This is a genomic window from Streptomyces sp. TRM68416 (assembly GCF_014596915.1).
GTDB lineage: Bacteria > Actinomycetota > Actinomycetes > Streptomycetales > Streptomycetaceae > Streptomyces.
Genome location: NZ_JACVWU010000037.1, coordinates 14,287 through 30,422 on the forward strand (window position 1 = coordinate 14,287; position 16,136 = coordinate 30,422).

The following is a 16,136-nucleotide window of genomic DNA, read 5'->3' on the forward strand; positions in this document are numbered from 1 at the left end:
CGTCCAAGGAGGAACAACGTGCCTGTCGTCACATTCCGCTCCGCCGCGTCACCCCCAGACTGGGACAAACCGACGACAACGGCCACTTCCGCGCCCCACCTGTTCATGATCCGCGACGCCCTCGACTGCACCGGCCTCACCGCCACCGCGGCCGCCCTCCCGGGCGTGGCGGGCCTACGCGCCAGCAGGTGTGTTCGCATGGGGAAGCACCCTGTACGTCCTGTGAGGTTCCAGGCCGACTCCCCGAGGGGCGCGGGGCTGTATCGATGTGCGGCTCCGCCGCGTGGGCGCGACAAGCCCCCACCGGGCCGCAACCGGGACACGACCTGCCCCCCGTACACAAAAGCCCGGATCGTCAGGCAGAAATGCCATCGATCCGAGCCAAGGCGTCATCCGCGCCATACGGCTGCAAATAAGGCAACCACCGCGGATCCCGATGCCCGGTGCCAATGATGCGCCAGGCAAGACCGGACGGCGGAGCCGGTTTGTGCCGCAGCCGCCAGCCGATCTCGAACAGGTGACGGTCGGCCTTCACGTGGTTGCAGCGGCGGCAGGACGCCACCACGTTGTCCCAGACGTGCTTGCCCCCGCGGCTGCGCGGGATGACGTGGTCGACGCTGGTTGCGACGCCACCGCAGTACATGCACCGGCCCCCGTCCCGCGCGAAGAGCGCACGACGGGTAAGAGGAACGGGCCCCCGATAGGGAACCCGGACGAATCGCTTGAGCCGGACCACGCTGGGTGCGGGGACTGTGACGGTCGCGCTGTGCATGAAGGCGCCGGACTCCTCAAGGCATACGGCCTTGTTTTCGAGGACGAGGACGAGCGCGCGGCGAAGCGGTACGACGCCGAGTGGCTCGTACGACGCGTTGAGGACCAGGACATGCGGCACGGATGCCTCCTTGGGCGTCGGCGGCGCGTGGCTCGCGCCGGGACGATCTGTAGTCAGTCTCTCCTCATGCCTGGTGGAAGCGCCACCATGTCCAGGTAACGGGCTGGGAGTGTTTTCGACCACACCCTTCTTCATCCCCAGGTGGGCACGGTCTCTCCCTCGAACATCGCAACGATCCACACACGATGCACCGTTAGTGTGGGGGTCTGCCGTCCGGTGACCTTTTCGTGACCTTGAAGGGTCGCGCCACCTCTGACCGCCGTACCGGGAGGCAGACGCTGCACCTGGAGGTACCTGCCGTGTCCTTGCCCGCCGTCCTACTGGCCGAGAGTCCCTCGCCCTCACCCTCGGAGTCCCAGACTCCGGTCGTCCCCTCGCTCCAGGACGCCCACGAGAGCGCGACGAACGCCGCCAGCTGGGTCGAGGAGAACTGGTCCACCTGGCTCGCCATCGGTCTGCGGGTCCTGCTGATCGTGGTGATAGCGGCGGTGCTGCGGGTGATGGTCCGGCGGGCGATCACCAAGCTCATAGACCGGATGAACCGCACCGCGCAGGCGGTGGACGGCACGGCCCTCGGCGGTCTGCTGGTCAATGTGGAGCGGCGTCGTCAGCGCTCGCAGGCGATCGGTTCGGTGCTGCGCTCGGTGGCGAGCTTCCTGATCATGGGCACGGCCGCCCTGATGGTCCTGTCCACCTTCGAGATCAACCTGGCACCGCTGCTGGCGTCCGCCGGTGTCGCGGGCGTGGCGATCGGTTTCGGCGCCCGCAACCTGGTCACGGACTTCCTCTCCGGCGTCTTCATGATCCTGGAGGACCAGTACGGCGTCGGCGACTCGGTCGACGCGGGCGTGGCCTCCGGCGAGGTGATCGAGGTGGGGCTGCGCGTGACCAAGCTGCGCGGCGACAACGGCGAGATCTGGTACGTCCGCAACGGCGAGGTCAAGCGCATCGGCAACCTCTCCCAGGGCTGGTCGACGGCCGGCGTCGACGTGACCCTCCTGCCGTCCGAGGACCTGGACAAGGTCAAGCGCGTCATCGGCGAGGTCTCCGAGCGGATGAGCAAGGAGGAGCCCTGGAACGAGCTCCTGTGGGGCCCGATCGAGGTGCTGGGCCTGGACAGCGTGCTGCTGGACTCGATGGTCGTGCGGGTGTCGGCGAAGACGATGCCCGGCAAGTCCGTGACCGTGGAGCGCGAGCTGCGCTGGCGCATCAAGCGGGCCTTCGACGCGGCGGAGATCCCCATCATCGGCGGCTCGACGGCACCCGTGGAGACGGCGCCCGCGGCCGATCCGACGGCGGGCATGGCCGCCCCCTCGGCCTACGCCAGCCCCTCCTCGCCGCAGACCCTGGCGGCGACGCCGCTGACCCCGCCGCCCAGCATCTCCAAGTGACCTCGCGGGCCCGCCCGGCCCGCTCGTGAGACGCCCCGCCCCGTCGTGCGTACTCGACGGGGCGGGTTTGCTCTGCAGGAGGGGGTTGACGCTCCCTCCCCGGCGGCCTACCTTCCTCCACAACCGATAGGAAACTTTCCTAACAGTGCATGCCTCCGCATGAGAGGCTGTCGCCGGAGCATCAGGAGAGGCAGGTGTCGACCATGGCAGGACCCGCCGGCCCACCGGGCACCCCAGGCACCCCGGGCACGCCCAGCGTCCTGCGGGCCATGAACGACCGCGCCGCCCTGGACCTCCTCCTGGAACACGGCCCCCTGTCCCGCACCCGCATCGGCAAGCTCACCGGCCTGTCCAAGCCCACCGCCTCACAGCTGCTGACCCGGCTGGAGGCCGCGGGCCTGGTCCTCGCCACCGGCACCACCGCGGGCCGCCCGGGCCCGAGCGCGCAGCTCTACGAGGTCAACCCGGCCGCCGGGTACGCCGCCGGACTCGACGTCACCCCCGAACGCGTCCTCGCCGCCGTCGCCGACATCACCGGCCGCACCGTCGGCCGCTGCGAAGTCCCCACCCCGGGCCGACGGGCCGCGCAACCCGTGGTCCGGCAGGTCACCGACGCCCTCGACGGCGCCGTGAAGGCGGCGGGCCTGACCCGCGACGACGTCCGCAGGCTCGTCATCGGCACCCCGGGCGCCTTCGACCCCGGCACCGGCCGCCTCCGCTACGCCGCCCACCTGCCCGGCTGGCACTCCCCCAGCCTCCTCGACGACCTCGCCGCCGCCCTGCCGATGCCGGTCGAGTACGAGAACGACGTCAATCTCGTGGCCGTGGCCGAACAGCGGCTGGGCGCCGCCCGCGGGCACCAGGACTTCGTCCTGCTGTGGAACGAGGCGGGCCTCGGCGCCGCCCTGGTCCTCGGCGGCAGGCTGCACCGCGGCTTCACCGGCGGCGCGGGCGAGGTCGGCTTCCTGCCGGTGCCGGGCGCGCCCCTCGTACGCCAGGTGGCCCGCGCCAACAGCGGCGGCTACCAGGAGCTGGCCGGCGCCCAGCGCATCCCGGAGCTGGCCCGGGAGCTGGGGCTGGACGACGTCCCCGAGGGCGCGTACACCGACAGCGCCGCCACCCTGCTCGCCCGCGCCGCCGGCAGCGACAGCGCCCCGCACCACCGGCTCCTCGCCACCTACGCGACCGGTCTGGCCACCGGTCTGGCCTCGCTCGTCTCCGTGCTGGACCCCGAACTCGTCGTCCTCAGCGGCAGCGCCCTCGCCTCCGGCGGCGAGCCGCTGCTGGCCCTCGTCCGGTCCGAACTGGCGGACCTCGCCGCCGCCCGGCCCCGGCTGGTGCTGGGCGACGTGACCGAGGACCCCGTACTGCGCGGCGCGCTGGAGAGTGCGCTCGCCACCACCCGCGACGAGGTCTTCGACACGTTGCCGCTCCGCTGAGGGGCCGCAACGACACCTGCCGGTCGTCCTGACGCCGCGGGCCGTGTGCGGCCGGCCGCGCAGTTCCCGCGCCCCTCTCGGGGCACTCCACATCACCCCCTGCTCACAGGAGGCCTCGCCATGCCCATATCCACCCGACATGCGGCTTACGTCCTCACCGCCGCCTCCCTCGCCCTCCTCGCCACCGCCTGCACCGGCCAGTCCGGCTCCGGCGCCTCCGACGACCCGAACGCCGAGACCACGATCACCTTCTGGCACGGCTGGAGCGCCCCCGCCGAAGTGAAGGCCGTGCAGGAGAACATCGACCGGTTCGAGAAGGCACACCCCAACATCAAGGTGAAGGTCGTCGGCAACATCAACGACGACAAGCTCAACCAGGCGCTGCGCGCGGGCGGTTCGAAGGGTCCGGACGTGGTGTCGTCGTTCACCACGTCCAACGTCGGCAAGTTCTGCTCCTCCGGAGCCTTCCTGGACCTCAAGCCCTTCATCGAGAAGTCGAAGCTCGACCTCGACGCGATGATCCCGAAGCCGATGCTCGACTACACCGAGTTCGAGGGCACGCGCTGCGCGCTCCCGCTGCTCGGCGACGCCTACGGCCTGTACTACAACAAGGACGCCTTCGAGGCGGCGGGCATCGACGCGCCGCCGAAGACCTGGTCGGAGTTCGCCGAAGTGGCGAAGAAACTGACGAAGCCCAAGGGCGACGGCTACGAGCAGCTCGGCTTCATGCCGACGTACCACGGCTACGAGACGGTCGTCTCCCACTACATGTCCCAGTGGGACCACGCCTACTTCGACGCGGACGGCAGGTCGAACATCGCCAAGGACCCGGCGTTCGCGGAGATGTTCACGTACCAGAAGAAGCTCGTCGACGACCTCGGCGGGTTCACGAAACTGGAGAAGTACCGCAACACCTTCGGCGACGAGTGGGGCGCCGAACACCCCTTCCACACCGGCCAGGTGGCCATGCAGCTGGACGGCGAGTGGCGCCTGGGCATGGCCAGGGACGCCGGGGTCGACTTCGAGATCGGCACGGCGCCGCTTCCGGTGGCCGACGACGAGGCGGACGAGTACGGCAAGGGCTTCCTCTCCGGCACGGTCATCGGCATCGCCCCGCAGAGCGAGAAGCAGAACGCCGCCTGGGAGCTGGTGAAGTACATGACGACCGACACCGGGGCCGTCGTCGCCTTCTCCAACGCCATCCGCAACGTGCCCTCCACCTTCGAGGCGCTGAAGTCCCCCGACCTGAAGACGGACCCGGCCTTCAAGACCTTCCTGGACATCGCCCAGCACCCCGGCTCGACCACCGCGCCGAACGCCGTCAACGGCGCCGCCTACCAGCTGACGCTCCAGGACTTCGGCTACCAGTACGAGTCCGGCAAGGTCACGGACCTCAAGGCCGGCCTCGCGAAGACCGCCGCGCAGATCGACCGCGACATCGAGCAGGCGAAGTAGCCGCCCATGTCCACGCTCGCCGTACGGCGCCGCAGATCCGCGCTGCGGACGCTGCTCTTCCTCTCCCCCTGGCTGATCGGCTTCGGCGTCTTCTTCGCCTACCCGCTGGTCTCCACCGCCTACTTCTCCCTGATGAAGTACGACGGCTTCGGCACCCCCGAGTTCCGCGGCCTGGACAACTGGACGTATGTCTTCTCCGACTACCCCATGTTCTGGCCCGCGCTGGCCAACACCCTGTGGCTGGTGCTGGTCATGGTCACCTGCCGGGTGGCCTTCGGGCTCGGGGTCGGCCTGCTGATCACCAGGATCCGGACGGGCACGGGCGTCTTCCGCACGCTGTTCTACCTCCCCTACCTCGCCCCGCCCGTCGCCGCCACGCTCGCCTTCGTCTTCCTCCTCAACCCCGGTACGGGACCGGCCAACTCGGTGCTGGACGGGCTGGGGCCGCCGACCCCGGGCTGGTTCACGGACCCCGCCTGGTCCAAGCCGGCGCTCACCGCACTCGCCCTGTGGGGCGTGGGCGACCTCATGGTGATCTTCATGGCCGCGCTGCTCGACGTACCGAAGGAGCAGTACGAGGCCGCCGAACTGGACGGGGCGTCGGCCTGGCAGCGGTTCCGGTTCGTCACCCTGCCGAACATCTCGCCGATCGTGCTGTTCGCGGTGGTCACCGGCGTGATCCAGACCATGCAGTACTACACCCAGCCGCTGGTGGCCGGGAAAGTGGCCTCCGGGGTCATCGGCGGCTCCGGCCAGTCCTTCGAGCCCGGCTACCCCGACAAGTCGACCCTGACGCTCCCCCAGCTCGTCTACAACCTCGGCTTCCAGCGCTTCGACTACGGCGCCGCCTGCGTCGTCGCGCTGGTGCTGTTCGCGCTCGCCATGGCGTTCACGGCGCTGCTGATGCGCCGCCGCGGCGGACTGATCGGGGCAGGTGAACGATGACCCAAGTACTCGACAAACCGCAGGAGTTGACCGTACCGCCGGAGGCGCACGCCGCGCGGCGCCGCTCCCTGCTGGAGTGGATCGCGGTCCACGCCCTCGGCGTCGCCGCGGCGCTCTTCTTCACCCTCCCCTTCGTCTTCGTCGTCCTGACCTCGCTGATGAGCGACCAGCAGGCCCTCACCCGCGACCTCGTGCCCGACACCTGGGAGTGGGGCAACTACCGCGAGGTCCTCGACACCCCCGGCTTCCTGACCTGGTGGCGCAACACCCTCCTGTACGCCGGTCTAGGCACCGCGCTCACCGTGGCGTCCTCGGTCCCGGTGGCCTACGCCCTGGCCAAGTTCCGCTTCCGCGGCCGGAGTCTGTCGCTGATGCTGGTCATCGCGATGATGATGCTGCCGCCGCAGGTGGTCGTCATCCCGATGTACCTGTTCTGGGCGAAGCAGCTGGACCTGTCGGGCACCCTGTGGCCGCTGATCGTCCCCATGGCCTTCGGCGACGCCTTCTCCATCTTCCTGCTGCGGCAGTTCCTGATGACGATCCCGGACGAGTACCTGGACGCGGCACGGGTCGACGGCTGCGGGGAGTTCAGGACCCTGGTGAAGGTGGTCCTGCCGATGGCGAAGCCGGGCATCGCCGCCGTGGCCCTGTTCCAGTTCTTCTACGCCTGGAACGACTACTTCGGCCCGCAGATCTACGCCTCCGAGAACCCCGGCGCCTGGACCCTGTCCTACGGCCTGGAGTCCTTCAAGGGCGCGCACCACACCGACTGGAACCTGACCATGGCCGCGACCGTACTGGTCATGGCCCCCGTAATCGTCGTGTTCTTCTTCGCGCAGAAGGCGTTCGTCGAGGGCGTCACCCTGACCGGAGTGAAGGGTTGAGCGAGACATGAAACTCACCGTGGTCGGCGGAGGATCGACCTACACACCCGAACTCGTCGACGGGTTCGCCAGACTGAGGGACACGCTGCCGGTGCGGGAGCTGGTCCTCGTCGACCCGGCGGCCGAGCGCCTGGAGCTGGTGGGCGGGCTGGCCCGCCGCATCTTCGCCCGGCAGGGCCACGACGGGCGGATCGTCACTACGTCCGACCTCGACGCGGGGGTCGAGGGCGCCGACGCCGTCCTGCTCCAACTGCGCGTCGGCGGCCAGGCCGCCCGCAACGACGACGAGACCTGGCCGCTGGAGTGCGGCTGCGTCGGCCAGGAGACGACCGGCGCGGGCGGACTGGCCAAGGCGCTGCGCACGGTGCCGGTGGTCCTGGACATCGCCGAACGGGTCCGCCGCGCCAACCCGCGCGCGTGGATCATCGACTTCACCAACCCGGTGGGGATCGTGACGCGGGCGCTGCTCCGGGCCGGGCACCGGGCGGTCGGCCTGTGCAACGTGGCGATCGGGCTCCAGCGCAAGTTCGCGGGCCTGCTCGGGGTCGCCCCCGCCGACGTACACCTGGACCACGTGGGGCTCAACCACCTCACCTGGGAGACGGGGGTGCGGCTCGGCGGCCCGGAGGGCAAGGACGTCCTGCCCGAGCTGCTGGCCGGGCACGGCGGCACGATCGCGGACGACCTGCGCCTGCCGCGCGCGGTACTGGACCGGCTGGGCGTGGTCCCCTCCTACTACCTGCGCTACTACTACGCCCACGACGAGGTCGTACGGGACCTGCGCACAAAGCCCTCGCGGGCGGCCGAAGTGGCGGCCATGGAGAAGGAGTTGTTGCAGATGTACGCCGACCCGGCCCTCGACGAGAAGCCGGAGCTGCTGTCCCGCCGGGGCGGCGCCTACTACTCGGAGGCCGCGGTGGACCTGGCGGCGTCGCTGCTGGGCGGCGGCGGAAACCCGTACCAGGTGGTGAACACGTACAACCGCGGCACGCTGCCCTTCCTCCCGGACGACGCGGTGGTGGAGGTGCAGGCGGCGGTGGGCCCGCAGGGCGCGACGCCGCTGCCGGTGGCGGCCGTGGACCCGTTGTACGCGGGCCTCATGGCGAACGTGACGGCGTACGAGGAGCTGGCGCTGGAGGCGGCGCTGCGGGGCGGCCGGGACCGGGTCTTCCGAGCCCTGCTCGCCCACCCGCTGATCGGCCAGTACGCGTACGCGGAGACCCTCACCGACCAGCTGATCGCACACAACCGGGAGCACCTCGCGTGGGCATGACGGACAGCGTCCTCGCCGTCGACGCGGGCAACAGCAAGACCGACGTGGCGGTGGTCACGGCCGAGGGCGAGGTGCTGGGTACGGCTCGCGGGGGCGGGTTCCGGCCCCCGGCGGTGGGCGTGCCGACGGCCGTGGACACGCTCGCGGAGGCGGTGGGCACGGCCTTCGCCGAGACGGGCGTCTCCTCGGTGACACACGTCTCGGCCTGCCTGGCCAACGCCGATCTCCCCGTGGAGGAGGAGCGGTTGGCGGCCGCGCTGCACGCACGCGCGTGGGGCGGGACGGTCGACGTCCGCAACGACACGTTCGCCGTCCTGCGGGCCGGGGTCGCCGAGCCGCGGGGCGTGGCCGTGGTGTGCGGGGCGGGCATCAACTGCGTCGGCATGCGCCCCGACGGCCGCACCGCCCGCTTCCCGGCGCTCGGCCGCATCTCCGGTGACTGGGGCGGCGGTTGGGGCCTCGCGGAGGAGGCCCTGTGGCACGCGGCCCGCGCGGAGGACGGCCGCGGGGGTCCTACGGCGCTGGCCCGCGCCCTGCCCGCCCACTTCGGCCTTCCCTCCATGCCGGCGCTGATCGAGGCGCTCCACCTGGAGCACATCGCCGCCGCCCGCCGCCACGAGCTCGCGCCCGTCCTGTTCGCCACGGCCGACGCGGGCGACCCGGTGGCCCGCCGGCTCGTCGACCGCCTGGCGGACGAGGTCGTGACCATGGCCACGGTCGCCCTGACCCGCCTGGATCTCCTGGCGGAGGAGACCCCGGTGGTCCTGGGCGGCAGCATCCTGGCAGCCCGCCACCCCCGACTCGACGAAGCGGTACGGAACCTACTCTCCTCCCGCGCCCCCAAGGCCGTCCCCACCGTGGTCACGGCACCCCCGGTAGTGGGCGCCGCCCTCCTGGGCCTGGACACGCTGAACGCGCCCCCGAGGGCCGAGGAAAAACTCCGAGCCCACTACGCCTAGTCCGCACCCCACCCCTGGGGGCTCCGCCCCCAGACCCCCGACCTTTGCCCACCCACCACCCGTTTCCAGTGGGTCGAAAGGTGCACCTCCCACCCCCGGGCCTTTGCCCACCCACCCCCCGCTTCCAACGGGCCGAAAGGTGGACCTCTCGACCCACCGAGTCGGGTGGTGGGTGGGCAAAGGCCCGGGGTCCAGGGGGCGGAGCCCCCTGGGCGGGGTCGAAGGGGCGGCAGCCCCTGGGGACGGGACGGGTAGGGGCGGCGGGGGCGAAAAACCACCGCGCCCGCACGCACCCGTACACCCCCGCCGGAACCGAACCGATTCCCCCGGCGTATTCATGGGCAGGGGGTGATCCGGGACACGGCAAGGCCGCCGACAGGCCCGCCGTGACGAATGTCAGTCCCGACAGCGATACTTGCGGGCGACGGATGACCATGGGGGAGGTCAAAGTGACACACCCGCCGAAAGGCAGCGCGGCACCACCGGGACCGGGCACGCCCACAGTGCCGTCGGTCCCCCCGCAGCACCACCAGGGCACCCACCCCCCGGCACCGGCCTCCCCACCCGCCCCGCCACCGGCACCCCCCACCCCCCGCCGCCGCACCGCCTTCGCCGAGGGCGCCGACCGCCTCCGCACCGCAGCCACCACCGAACCCGGCCGCCTCCGCATCATCGGCGCCGTCCTCGCCCTCCTCGTCGTCACCTTCGGCGCCGTCACCGCCTGGCAGGTCACCGACCGCGCGGCCGCCGCCGACGACGTCCTGCACCGCAGCCAGCCCCTCAGCTCCGACGCCGCCGACATCTACCGCTCCCTCGCCGACGCCAACACCGCCGCCTCCAGCGGCTTCCTGGCCGGCCGCGAGGAGACCGGCGTCAACCGCGTCCGCTACGAGAAGGGCATCCGCACGGCCGCCGCGAAGCTCGTCAACGCCGCGGCCAACTCCGAACCCGGCTCCCCCTCCGCCGCCACCGTCGCCAAGCTCAACCGCCTGCTGCCGGAGTACAAGGGCCTGATCGAGCAGGCCAGGACGTACAACCGCCAGGGCTTCCCGGTCGGCGGCGCCTACCTGCGGTACGCGAACGAGAAGATGCAGCAGGAGATGCTCCCGGCCGCGGAGGACCTCTACAAGAAGGAGAACCAGCGGCTGCGCGCCGACTACGGCGACGCCACCCCGTACCCCTGGGCCGCGATAGCCCTCGGCGTCATCGCCCTCGCCGCCCTCGCCTGGGCCCAGCACCGCAACTACCGCCGCACCAACCGCGTCCTGAACCACGGCCTGGTCGCCGCCACCGCCGCCACCACGGTCGTCCTGCTGTGGCTGGTCGTCGGCCACAGCGTCGCCCGCGCGGGCCTGAACGACTCCTACGACCACGGCGTGCGCTCGCTCAACGTCCTGCACGACGCCCGCATCGCCTCCCTCAAGGCCCGCGGCAACGAGAACCTCACCCTGGTCTCCCGCGGCGCCGAGACCAAGAAGGTCGGCGACGAGACCTTCGACGCCTACGACTACGACTTCACGCAGGACATGGAGACCCTGGGCAAGGGCCTCGCCCAGGCCGAGAAGCTCGCCGACGACGCCCCGGGCGAGCAGCCCGTCACCGCGGCCGTCGGCAACATGACGGAGTGGAAGAAGCGCCACGCCGCGGCCCGCGCGGAGGACGAGAACGGCGAGTACCAGCAGGCGCTGGACAAGGTGATCGGCGCCAAGGGCACCACCGGCGAGTGCTTCGACAGCGTCGACGCCAACCTCGCCGCCGCACTGAAGCACGAGACGACCGAGTTCGAGCGGGCGGCCGGCGACGGCCTGGACGCGATGTCCGGGCTGTCGACGGGCGCGGCCGTCCTCGCCGTACTGGCCGCGGCCGGCGCGGTACTGGGCATCGGCCGCAGGCTGTCGGAGTACCGGTGAGAGGGGGCATGACGACCATGCACGCGCGACGCTTGAAAGCCAGTCTGAAGGGCTGGGGCGGAGTGGGCGCCATGGCGGCCGTGTGCGCCCTGGCGGTGGTCCTCGCGCTGCTGCTGCCGCTGATCCCGTCCTCCGGCGACGGCGGCACCGGCACCGGCACCGGCACCGGCACCGGCGAGAAGGTGACGCAGGGCAGCCGGACCCGCGCCGCGGAGGAATGCACGGCCCCGGAGAAGCAGACGCTGTCCCCGTCCCGGGCGGACGGCCCCACGATCGAGGCGATCAAGAGCCGTCAGGGCGAGAAGCGCAAGCTGGTCGTCGGCGTGGACCAGAACAGCTACCGCTGGGGCTACCGCAACCCCAACAGCAGCGGCACCGCCCGGCTCGAGGGCTTCGACATCGACCTGGTGCGCCGCATCGCGGAGGACATCCTCGGCGACCCGAACGCCGTCCAGTTCAAGGCGATCCCCACCAACCAGCGCATCCCGGCGATCCAGGAGGGCCGGGTCGACATGGTGGTGCGCACCATGACGATCACCTGCGACCGGCTGGCGGACGTCGCGTTCTCCGCCCCCTACTTCAAGACCGGCCAGCAGGTCCTGGCCGCCAAGTCCTCGAAGATCACCGGCTACGACCGGACGCTCGCCGACCGCAAGATCTGCTCGGCGGAGGGTTCCACCGCGTACACGACCCTGGAGCAGGGGAAGGAGAACGGCGACCTGCCGGACTCCGCCGACATCGGCACCACCGTCCCCAACCAGCTCGACTGCCTGGTGCGGCTGCAACTGGGCGAGGTGGACGCGGTGGTGACCGACGGCGCCCTCGCCGCGAGCCAGGCCGCGCAGGACCCGACGGTGGAGCTGAAGGGCGACGCGTTCACCACCGAGTACTACGGCGTGGCGATGCAGAAGGACGCCGACGATCTGGTACGCCGGGTCAACCAGATCCTGGTGGAGTACCGCAGGGACACCTCGGGCGGCTGGCAGGCGTCGTACGACACCTGGCTTTCGGCGACACTGGGAGCCGATGCGGCGGAGTCGGAGCCCCCCGCACCGGAGTACCTCCGCAAGAGCTGAACCGACAACCGATCAACACCGACCAACACCCCACCCCAGGCACACAACACAGCAGCGAGAGGTGATCGATGGGCGTCACGGGACCCCCCGGGCCGGTGATGGACCGGGACGAGGTGGACCGTGCGCTGGCGCGGCTCGGCGCGGAGCACGAGGCGATCGAGACCTCGCTCCTCGCCCTCCAGGACCACGCGGGCCGCAGACTCCTGGAGGGCGCCGAGCTGACGGGTGTCACCAAGGAGCGCTGGACGGCCACGGAGGCCTCCATCACGCTGCTGTGGGCCTACTTCGACGCGTACACGGACGCGCTGCGCAGCGCGCGGGAGATCCGCGCCCGCCGCCGCTGGTCCAGCCGCGAGGACCTGGTGGAGCTGACCGAGCTGCTGCGCGGCGAGTCGGTGACGGTGGCGGGCTCCGCCACGGCCACCGCCAACGCGCCCACGCTGCACGGCGGTTCGGGCAAGCTCAGCGAGCGGTTCTCGCTGGTCACCCTGGTGGACCGGATGAACGAGCTGTACGCGACGAGCCTGGACATGGTCGTCGCCGCCGACGCGGTGTGGTCGGCACTGCCCGCCCGGATCGATTTACTCGCCGCGGAGCTGCAGCGCACCCGCAAGCTGGCGCACTCCGTGGGCGTGCGCCCGGGCGAGCACCCCTCGGGCGACGACCTGGAGCGCATCACGCGCACGCTGACGCACCTGCGCGAGCAGGTGGTCTCCGACCCGCTGGCGTTCTGGCGTCCCGCATCGGGCAGTTCGGCGCCGGGCGGCGGCAAGCCGGACACCACGGTCTACGACCGGGAGGCGCGCGCCCTGGAGGACGTACGCCGGGAGATCGACGCCGTGCTGACCGTCCGCCAGGACGCCGAGGCGCGGCTGGTGAAGCTGCGGGACGTGCTCTCCCGCGCGGACCGCACGCTGGCCGAGGCGCGCACCGCGCGCGGCGAGGTCCTGGCGAAGATCGCCGCCACGGAGGTGCCGGTGGTCAGCGGCCCGCCGACCGTGCTGCAGGAGCAGCTGGCGACGGCCGCGGAGTACCGCAGACGCGCCCAGTGGCACCGGCTGTCGCCGCTGCTGGAGTCCCTGGAGCAGAAGGCTGAGGACGAACTGCTGCGCGCCCGCGAGTCGTTGACCGCGGTCACCGCGCCCCTGGCGGTCCGCGCCGAGCTGCGCGGGCGGCTGGACGCGTACAAGGCGAAGGTGGCCCGGCACGGCCTCGCGGAGGACCCGTTCCTGATCGAGCGGTACGACGCGGCCCGCCGCATGCTGTGGAGCGCCCCCTGCGACCTGCGCGTCGCCGAACAGGCCGTGCTGCGCTACCAGCAGGCGGCCGCCGAACTGCTGGCCGCCCCGCGCGTGCCGGGGCAGGGCGCGCCGGAGGACCACAGGGGGCCGGGCGCGTGAGCGACTTGGGGGGTACAGCGACATGAGTCAGGCACAGCAGACCTGCCAGCGGCCCGGCTGCGACGGCCGTTACGAGGACGTGGGCGGCGGCGAACTGTACTGCGACACCTGCGGTCTGGCCCCGGTCGTCGCCACCAACCGCATGGTCGGCTCGTCCTCCACCGGGGTGACGGGCGGCGGCAAGGGCGGTTCGGGCAGCGGAAGTTCACGCTCCAGCAGCCGCGGCAGTTCGCGTACGTCCTCGCAGTCGTCGAAGTCGCGCCGCTCGGTGTCGGGACGGCTCTCGCGCTCGCTGTCGGGGCGTTCCACCGGCCGTTCGGTGTCGGTGCGCAGCTCGGGCTCGGCGGCGTCCTCCTCGGGGCGGGGCCGGCTCGGGGCGGGCCTGGTCGAGGTGCCGGACGTGCCGCGGCCGGACCCGCGCGGGATGGTGCTGGAGAACCCGGAGGTGCCCGAGCGCAAGCGGTTCTGCTCGCGTTCGGACTGCGGTGCTCCGGTGGGGCGGGCGCGCGGCGACCGGCCGGGCCGTACGGAGGGGTTCTGCACCAAGTGCGGTCACCCGTACTCCTTCGTCCCGAAGCTGAGGTCCGGGGACGTGGTGCACGGCCAGTACGAGGTCGTGGGCTGTCTGGCGCACGGCGGGCTGGGCTGGATCTACCTCGCCGTGGACCGCGCGGTCTCCGACCGGTGGGTGGTCCTCAAGGGCCTGCTGGACACCGGTGACCAGGACGCGATGGCCGCCGCGATCTCCGAGCGGCGCTTCCTCGCCGAGATCGAGCACGCCAACATCGTGCGGATCTACAACTTCGTCGAGCACCTCGACCAGCGGACGGGGTCGCTGGACGGGTACATCGTGATGGAGTACGTCGGCGGCAAGTCGCTGAAGGAGATCGCCAACGGCCGCCGCGGGGCGGACGGCAAGCGTGATCCGCTGCCGGTGGAGCAGGCGTGCGCGTACGGCATCGAGGCCCTGGAGGCGCTCGGCCATCTGCACAGCCGCAACCTGCTGTACTGCGACTTCAAGGTCGACAACGCCATCCAGACCGAGAGCCAGCTCAAGCTGATCGACATGGGCGCGGTGCGCCGGATGGACGACGAGGAGTCGGCCATCTACGGCACGGTGGGCTACCAGGCGCCGGAGGTCGCCGAGGTCGGCCCGTCGGTGGCGTCCGACCTGTACACGGTCGCGCGCACGCTGGCCGTGCTGACCTTCGACTTCCAGGGGTACACGAACGTCTTCGTGGACTCCCTTCCCGACCCGGACAGCATCGAGGTCTTCCGCCGCTACGAGTCCTTCTACCGGCTGCTGGTCCGGGCCACGGACCCGGACCCGGCCCGCCGGTTCGCCTCCGCGCAGGAGATGGCGGAGCAGCTGACGGGCGTCCTGCGCGAGGTCGTCTCGCTCCAGACGGGCCGGCCCCGCCCGGCGCTGTCGCCCCTGTTCGGGCCCGAAGTGAAGGTCACGGACACGGAGTTGTTCCCGCGGCTGGACGGGGAGGTGTCACGCCTCGGGGCGCGGAGGACGGGCGGACGCGGTGACGGCACGGCCCCCGCCGCGTCCGCGAGCCTGGTCAAGCCCGTCGACGCACCGGCCGCCGCCCTCGCCCTGCCCGTCCCGCACGTGGACCCGAGCGACCCCAACGCCGGTTTCCTGGCGGGCCTGATGACGTCCGCGCCGGCCGAGCTGCTGAGCGCGCTCGGCGCGGCACCGGCCCCGTCGACCGAGACCCGGCTGCGGCAGGTCCGCGCCTGGCTGGAGAACGGCGACGCGGCGACCGCCCACGAGGCCCTGCTGCGCCTGGAGTCGGAGCGGCCCGACGACTGGCGGGTCGTCTGGTACCGGGGCGTGGCCGCGCTGGTGACCGGCGACCACGAGGGCGCCGCGCTGGCCTTCGACGCGATCTACGACGCCTTCCCCGGCGAGCCCGGGCCGAAGCTGGCGCTCGGCCTGTGCGCGGAGGAACTGGGCCAGTTGGACAACGCCGCCGAGTACTACGGCCTGGTCTGGGCGACCGACCCGAGCTTCGTGAGCTCCGCGTTCGGCCTGGCCCGCGTCCAGCTCGCGACCGGCGACCGGCGGGCCGCCGTGGCGACGCTGGAGTCGGTGCCGGAGTCCTCCATCCACTACACGGCCGCGCGGGTGGCGGCCGTCCGGGCGCGGCTGCGGCAGCGCACCGCGGTCGCCGGTGACGTACCGTTCCTGGAGGATCTGACCGCGGCGGCCGGGCAGGTGGAGGCGCTGGATGCGTACGGTCTGGACCCGGCGCGCCGCGAGCAGTTGGCGGCGGAGGTGCTCGGCTGCGCGCTGGACTGGATACTCTCCGGTGGCCGGGATGCCGTCCCTCCCGGCACCGGCGAACGGTCGCTGCTCGGCAGTGGCCTGGACGAGCGGGGACTGCGTTTCGGCCTGGAGCGTTCGTACCGCACGCTGGCCCGGCTCGCACGGGGCGGCGAGGAGAGGATCGACCTGGTGGAACGTGCCAACCGTTACCGCCCCCGGACGTGGGTGTAGTTG

Annotated in this window: 12 protein-coding genes; 11 read left to right on the top strand and 1 reads right to left on the bottom strand. The window is 71.7% G+C overall.

Going from position 1 to position 16,136, the window contains the following annotated elements; genetic code table 11:
* Positions 1-355: 355 nt before the first annotated feature.
* Positions 356-892 carry an HNH endonuclease gene (locus ICC28_RS37625; protein ID WP_015660341.1) on the bottom strand — a complete coding sequence of 179 codons (537 nt, stop codon included), beginning with the start codon at positions 890-892 and terminating at the stop codon, positions 356-358.
* Between the two features lie 299 nt (positions 893-1,191).
* On the opposite strand from ICC28_RS37625, the gene ICC28_RS37630 reads away from it, so the two are divergent.
* From ICC28_RS37630 to ICC28_RS37680, 11 genes are all read left to right on the top strand, one after another.
* On the top strand, positions 1,192-2,283 hold the full coding sequence (locus tag ICC28_RS37630) for a mechanosensitive ion channel family protein (protein ID WP_317454169.1): 1,092 nt from the start codon (positions 1,192-1,194) through the stop codon (positions 2,281-2,283).
* Positions 2,284-2,486: 203 nt separating this feature from the next.
* On the top strand, positions 2,487-3,722 hold the full coding sequence (locus ICC28_RS37635) for an ROK family transcriptional regulator (RefSeq protein WP_188293353.1): 1,236 nt from the start codon (positions 2,487-2,489) through the stop codon (positions 3,720-3,722).
* Positions 3,723-3,842: 120 nt separating this feature from the next.
* Positions 3,843-5,177, top strand: a complete 1,335-nt coding sequence (locus tag ICC28_RS37640) for an ABC transporter substrate-binding protein (RefSeq protein ID WP_188293354.1) — start codon at positions 3,843-3,845, stop codon at positions 5,175-5,177.
* A gap of 6 nt (positions 5,178-5,183) precedes the next feature.
* Positions 5,184-6,122, top strand: a complete 939-nt coding sequence (locus tag ICC28_RS37645) for a carbohydrate ABC transporter permease (protein WP_188293355.1) — start codon at positions 5,184-5,186, stop codon at positions 6,120-6,122.
* Positions 6,119-7,006, top strand: a complete 888-nt coding sequence (locus ICC28_RS37650; RefSeq protein ID WP_188293356.1) for a carbohydrate ABC transporter permease — start codon at positions 6,119-6,121, stop codon at positions 7,004-7,006. Before ICC28_RS37645 ends, ICC28_RS37650 begins: the two co-directional genes overlap by 4 nt.
* A gap of 7 nt (positions 7,007-7,013) precedes the next feature.
* Positions 7,014-8,279 carry a 6-phospho-beta-glucosidase gene (locus ICC28_RS37655; RefSeq protein WP_188293357.1) on the top strand — a complete coding sequence of 422 codons (1,266 nt, stop codon included), beginning with the start codon at positions 7,014-7,016 and terminating at the stop codon, positions 8,277-8,279.
* Complete coding sequence (locus ICC28_RS37660; RefSeq protein WP_188293358.1) at positions 8,276-9,238, top strand: N-acetylglucosamine kinase; 963 nt, start codon at positions 8,276-8,278, stop codon at positions 9,236-9,238. Before ICC28_RS37655 ends, ICC28_RS37660 begins: the two co-directional genes overlap by 4 nt.
* Positions 9,239-9,687: 449 nt before the next feature.
* Positions 9,688-11,148 (top strand): hypothetical protein, encoded by a 1,461-nt coding sequence (locus ICC28_RS37665; protein WP_188293359.1) that lies wholly within the window; start codon positions 9,688-9,690, stop codon positions 11,146-11,148.
* Between the two features lie 17 nt (positions 11,149-11,165).
* A complete protein-coding gene (locus ICC28_RS37670; protein WP_188293405.1) occupies positions 11,166-12,224 on the top strand; it encodes a glutamate ABC transporter substrate-binding protein in 1,059 nt (352 codons plus the stop codon).
* A gap of 68 nt (positions 12,225-12,292) precedes the next feature.
* A complete protein-coding gene (locus ICC28_RS37675) occupies positions 12,293-13,624 on the top strand; it encodes a hypothetical protein (RefSeq protein WP_188293360.1) in 1,332 nt (443 codons plus the stop codon).
* Between the two features lie 22 nt (positions 13,625-13,646).
* On the top strand, positions 13,647-16,133 hold the full coding sequence (locus ICC28_RS37680) for a serine/threonine-protein kinase (RefSeq protein WP_188293361.1): 2,487 nt from the start codon (positions 13,647-13,649) through the stop codon (positions 16,131-16,133).
* Positions 16,134-16,136 lie beyond the last annotated feature (3 nt).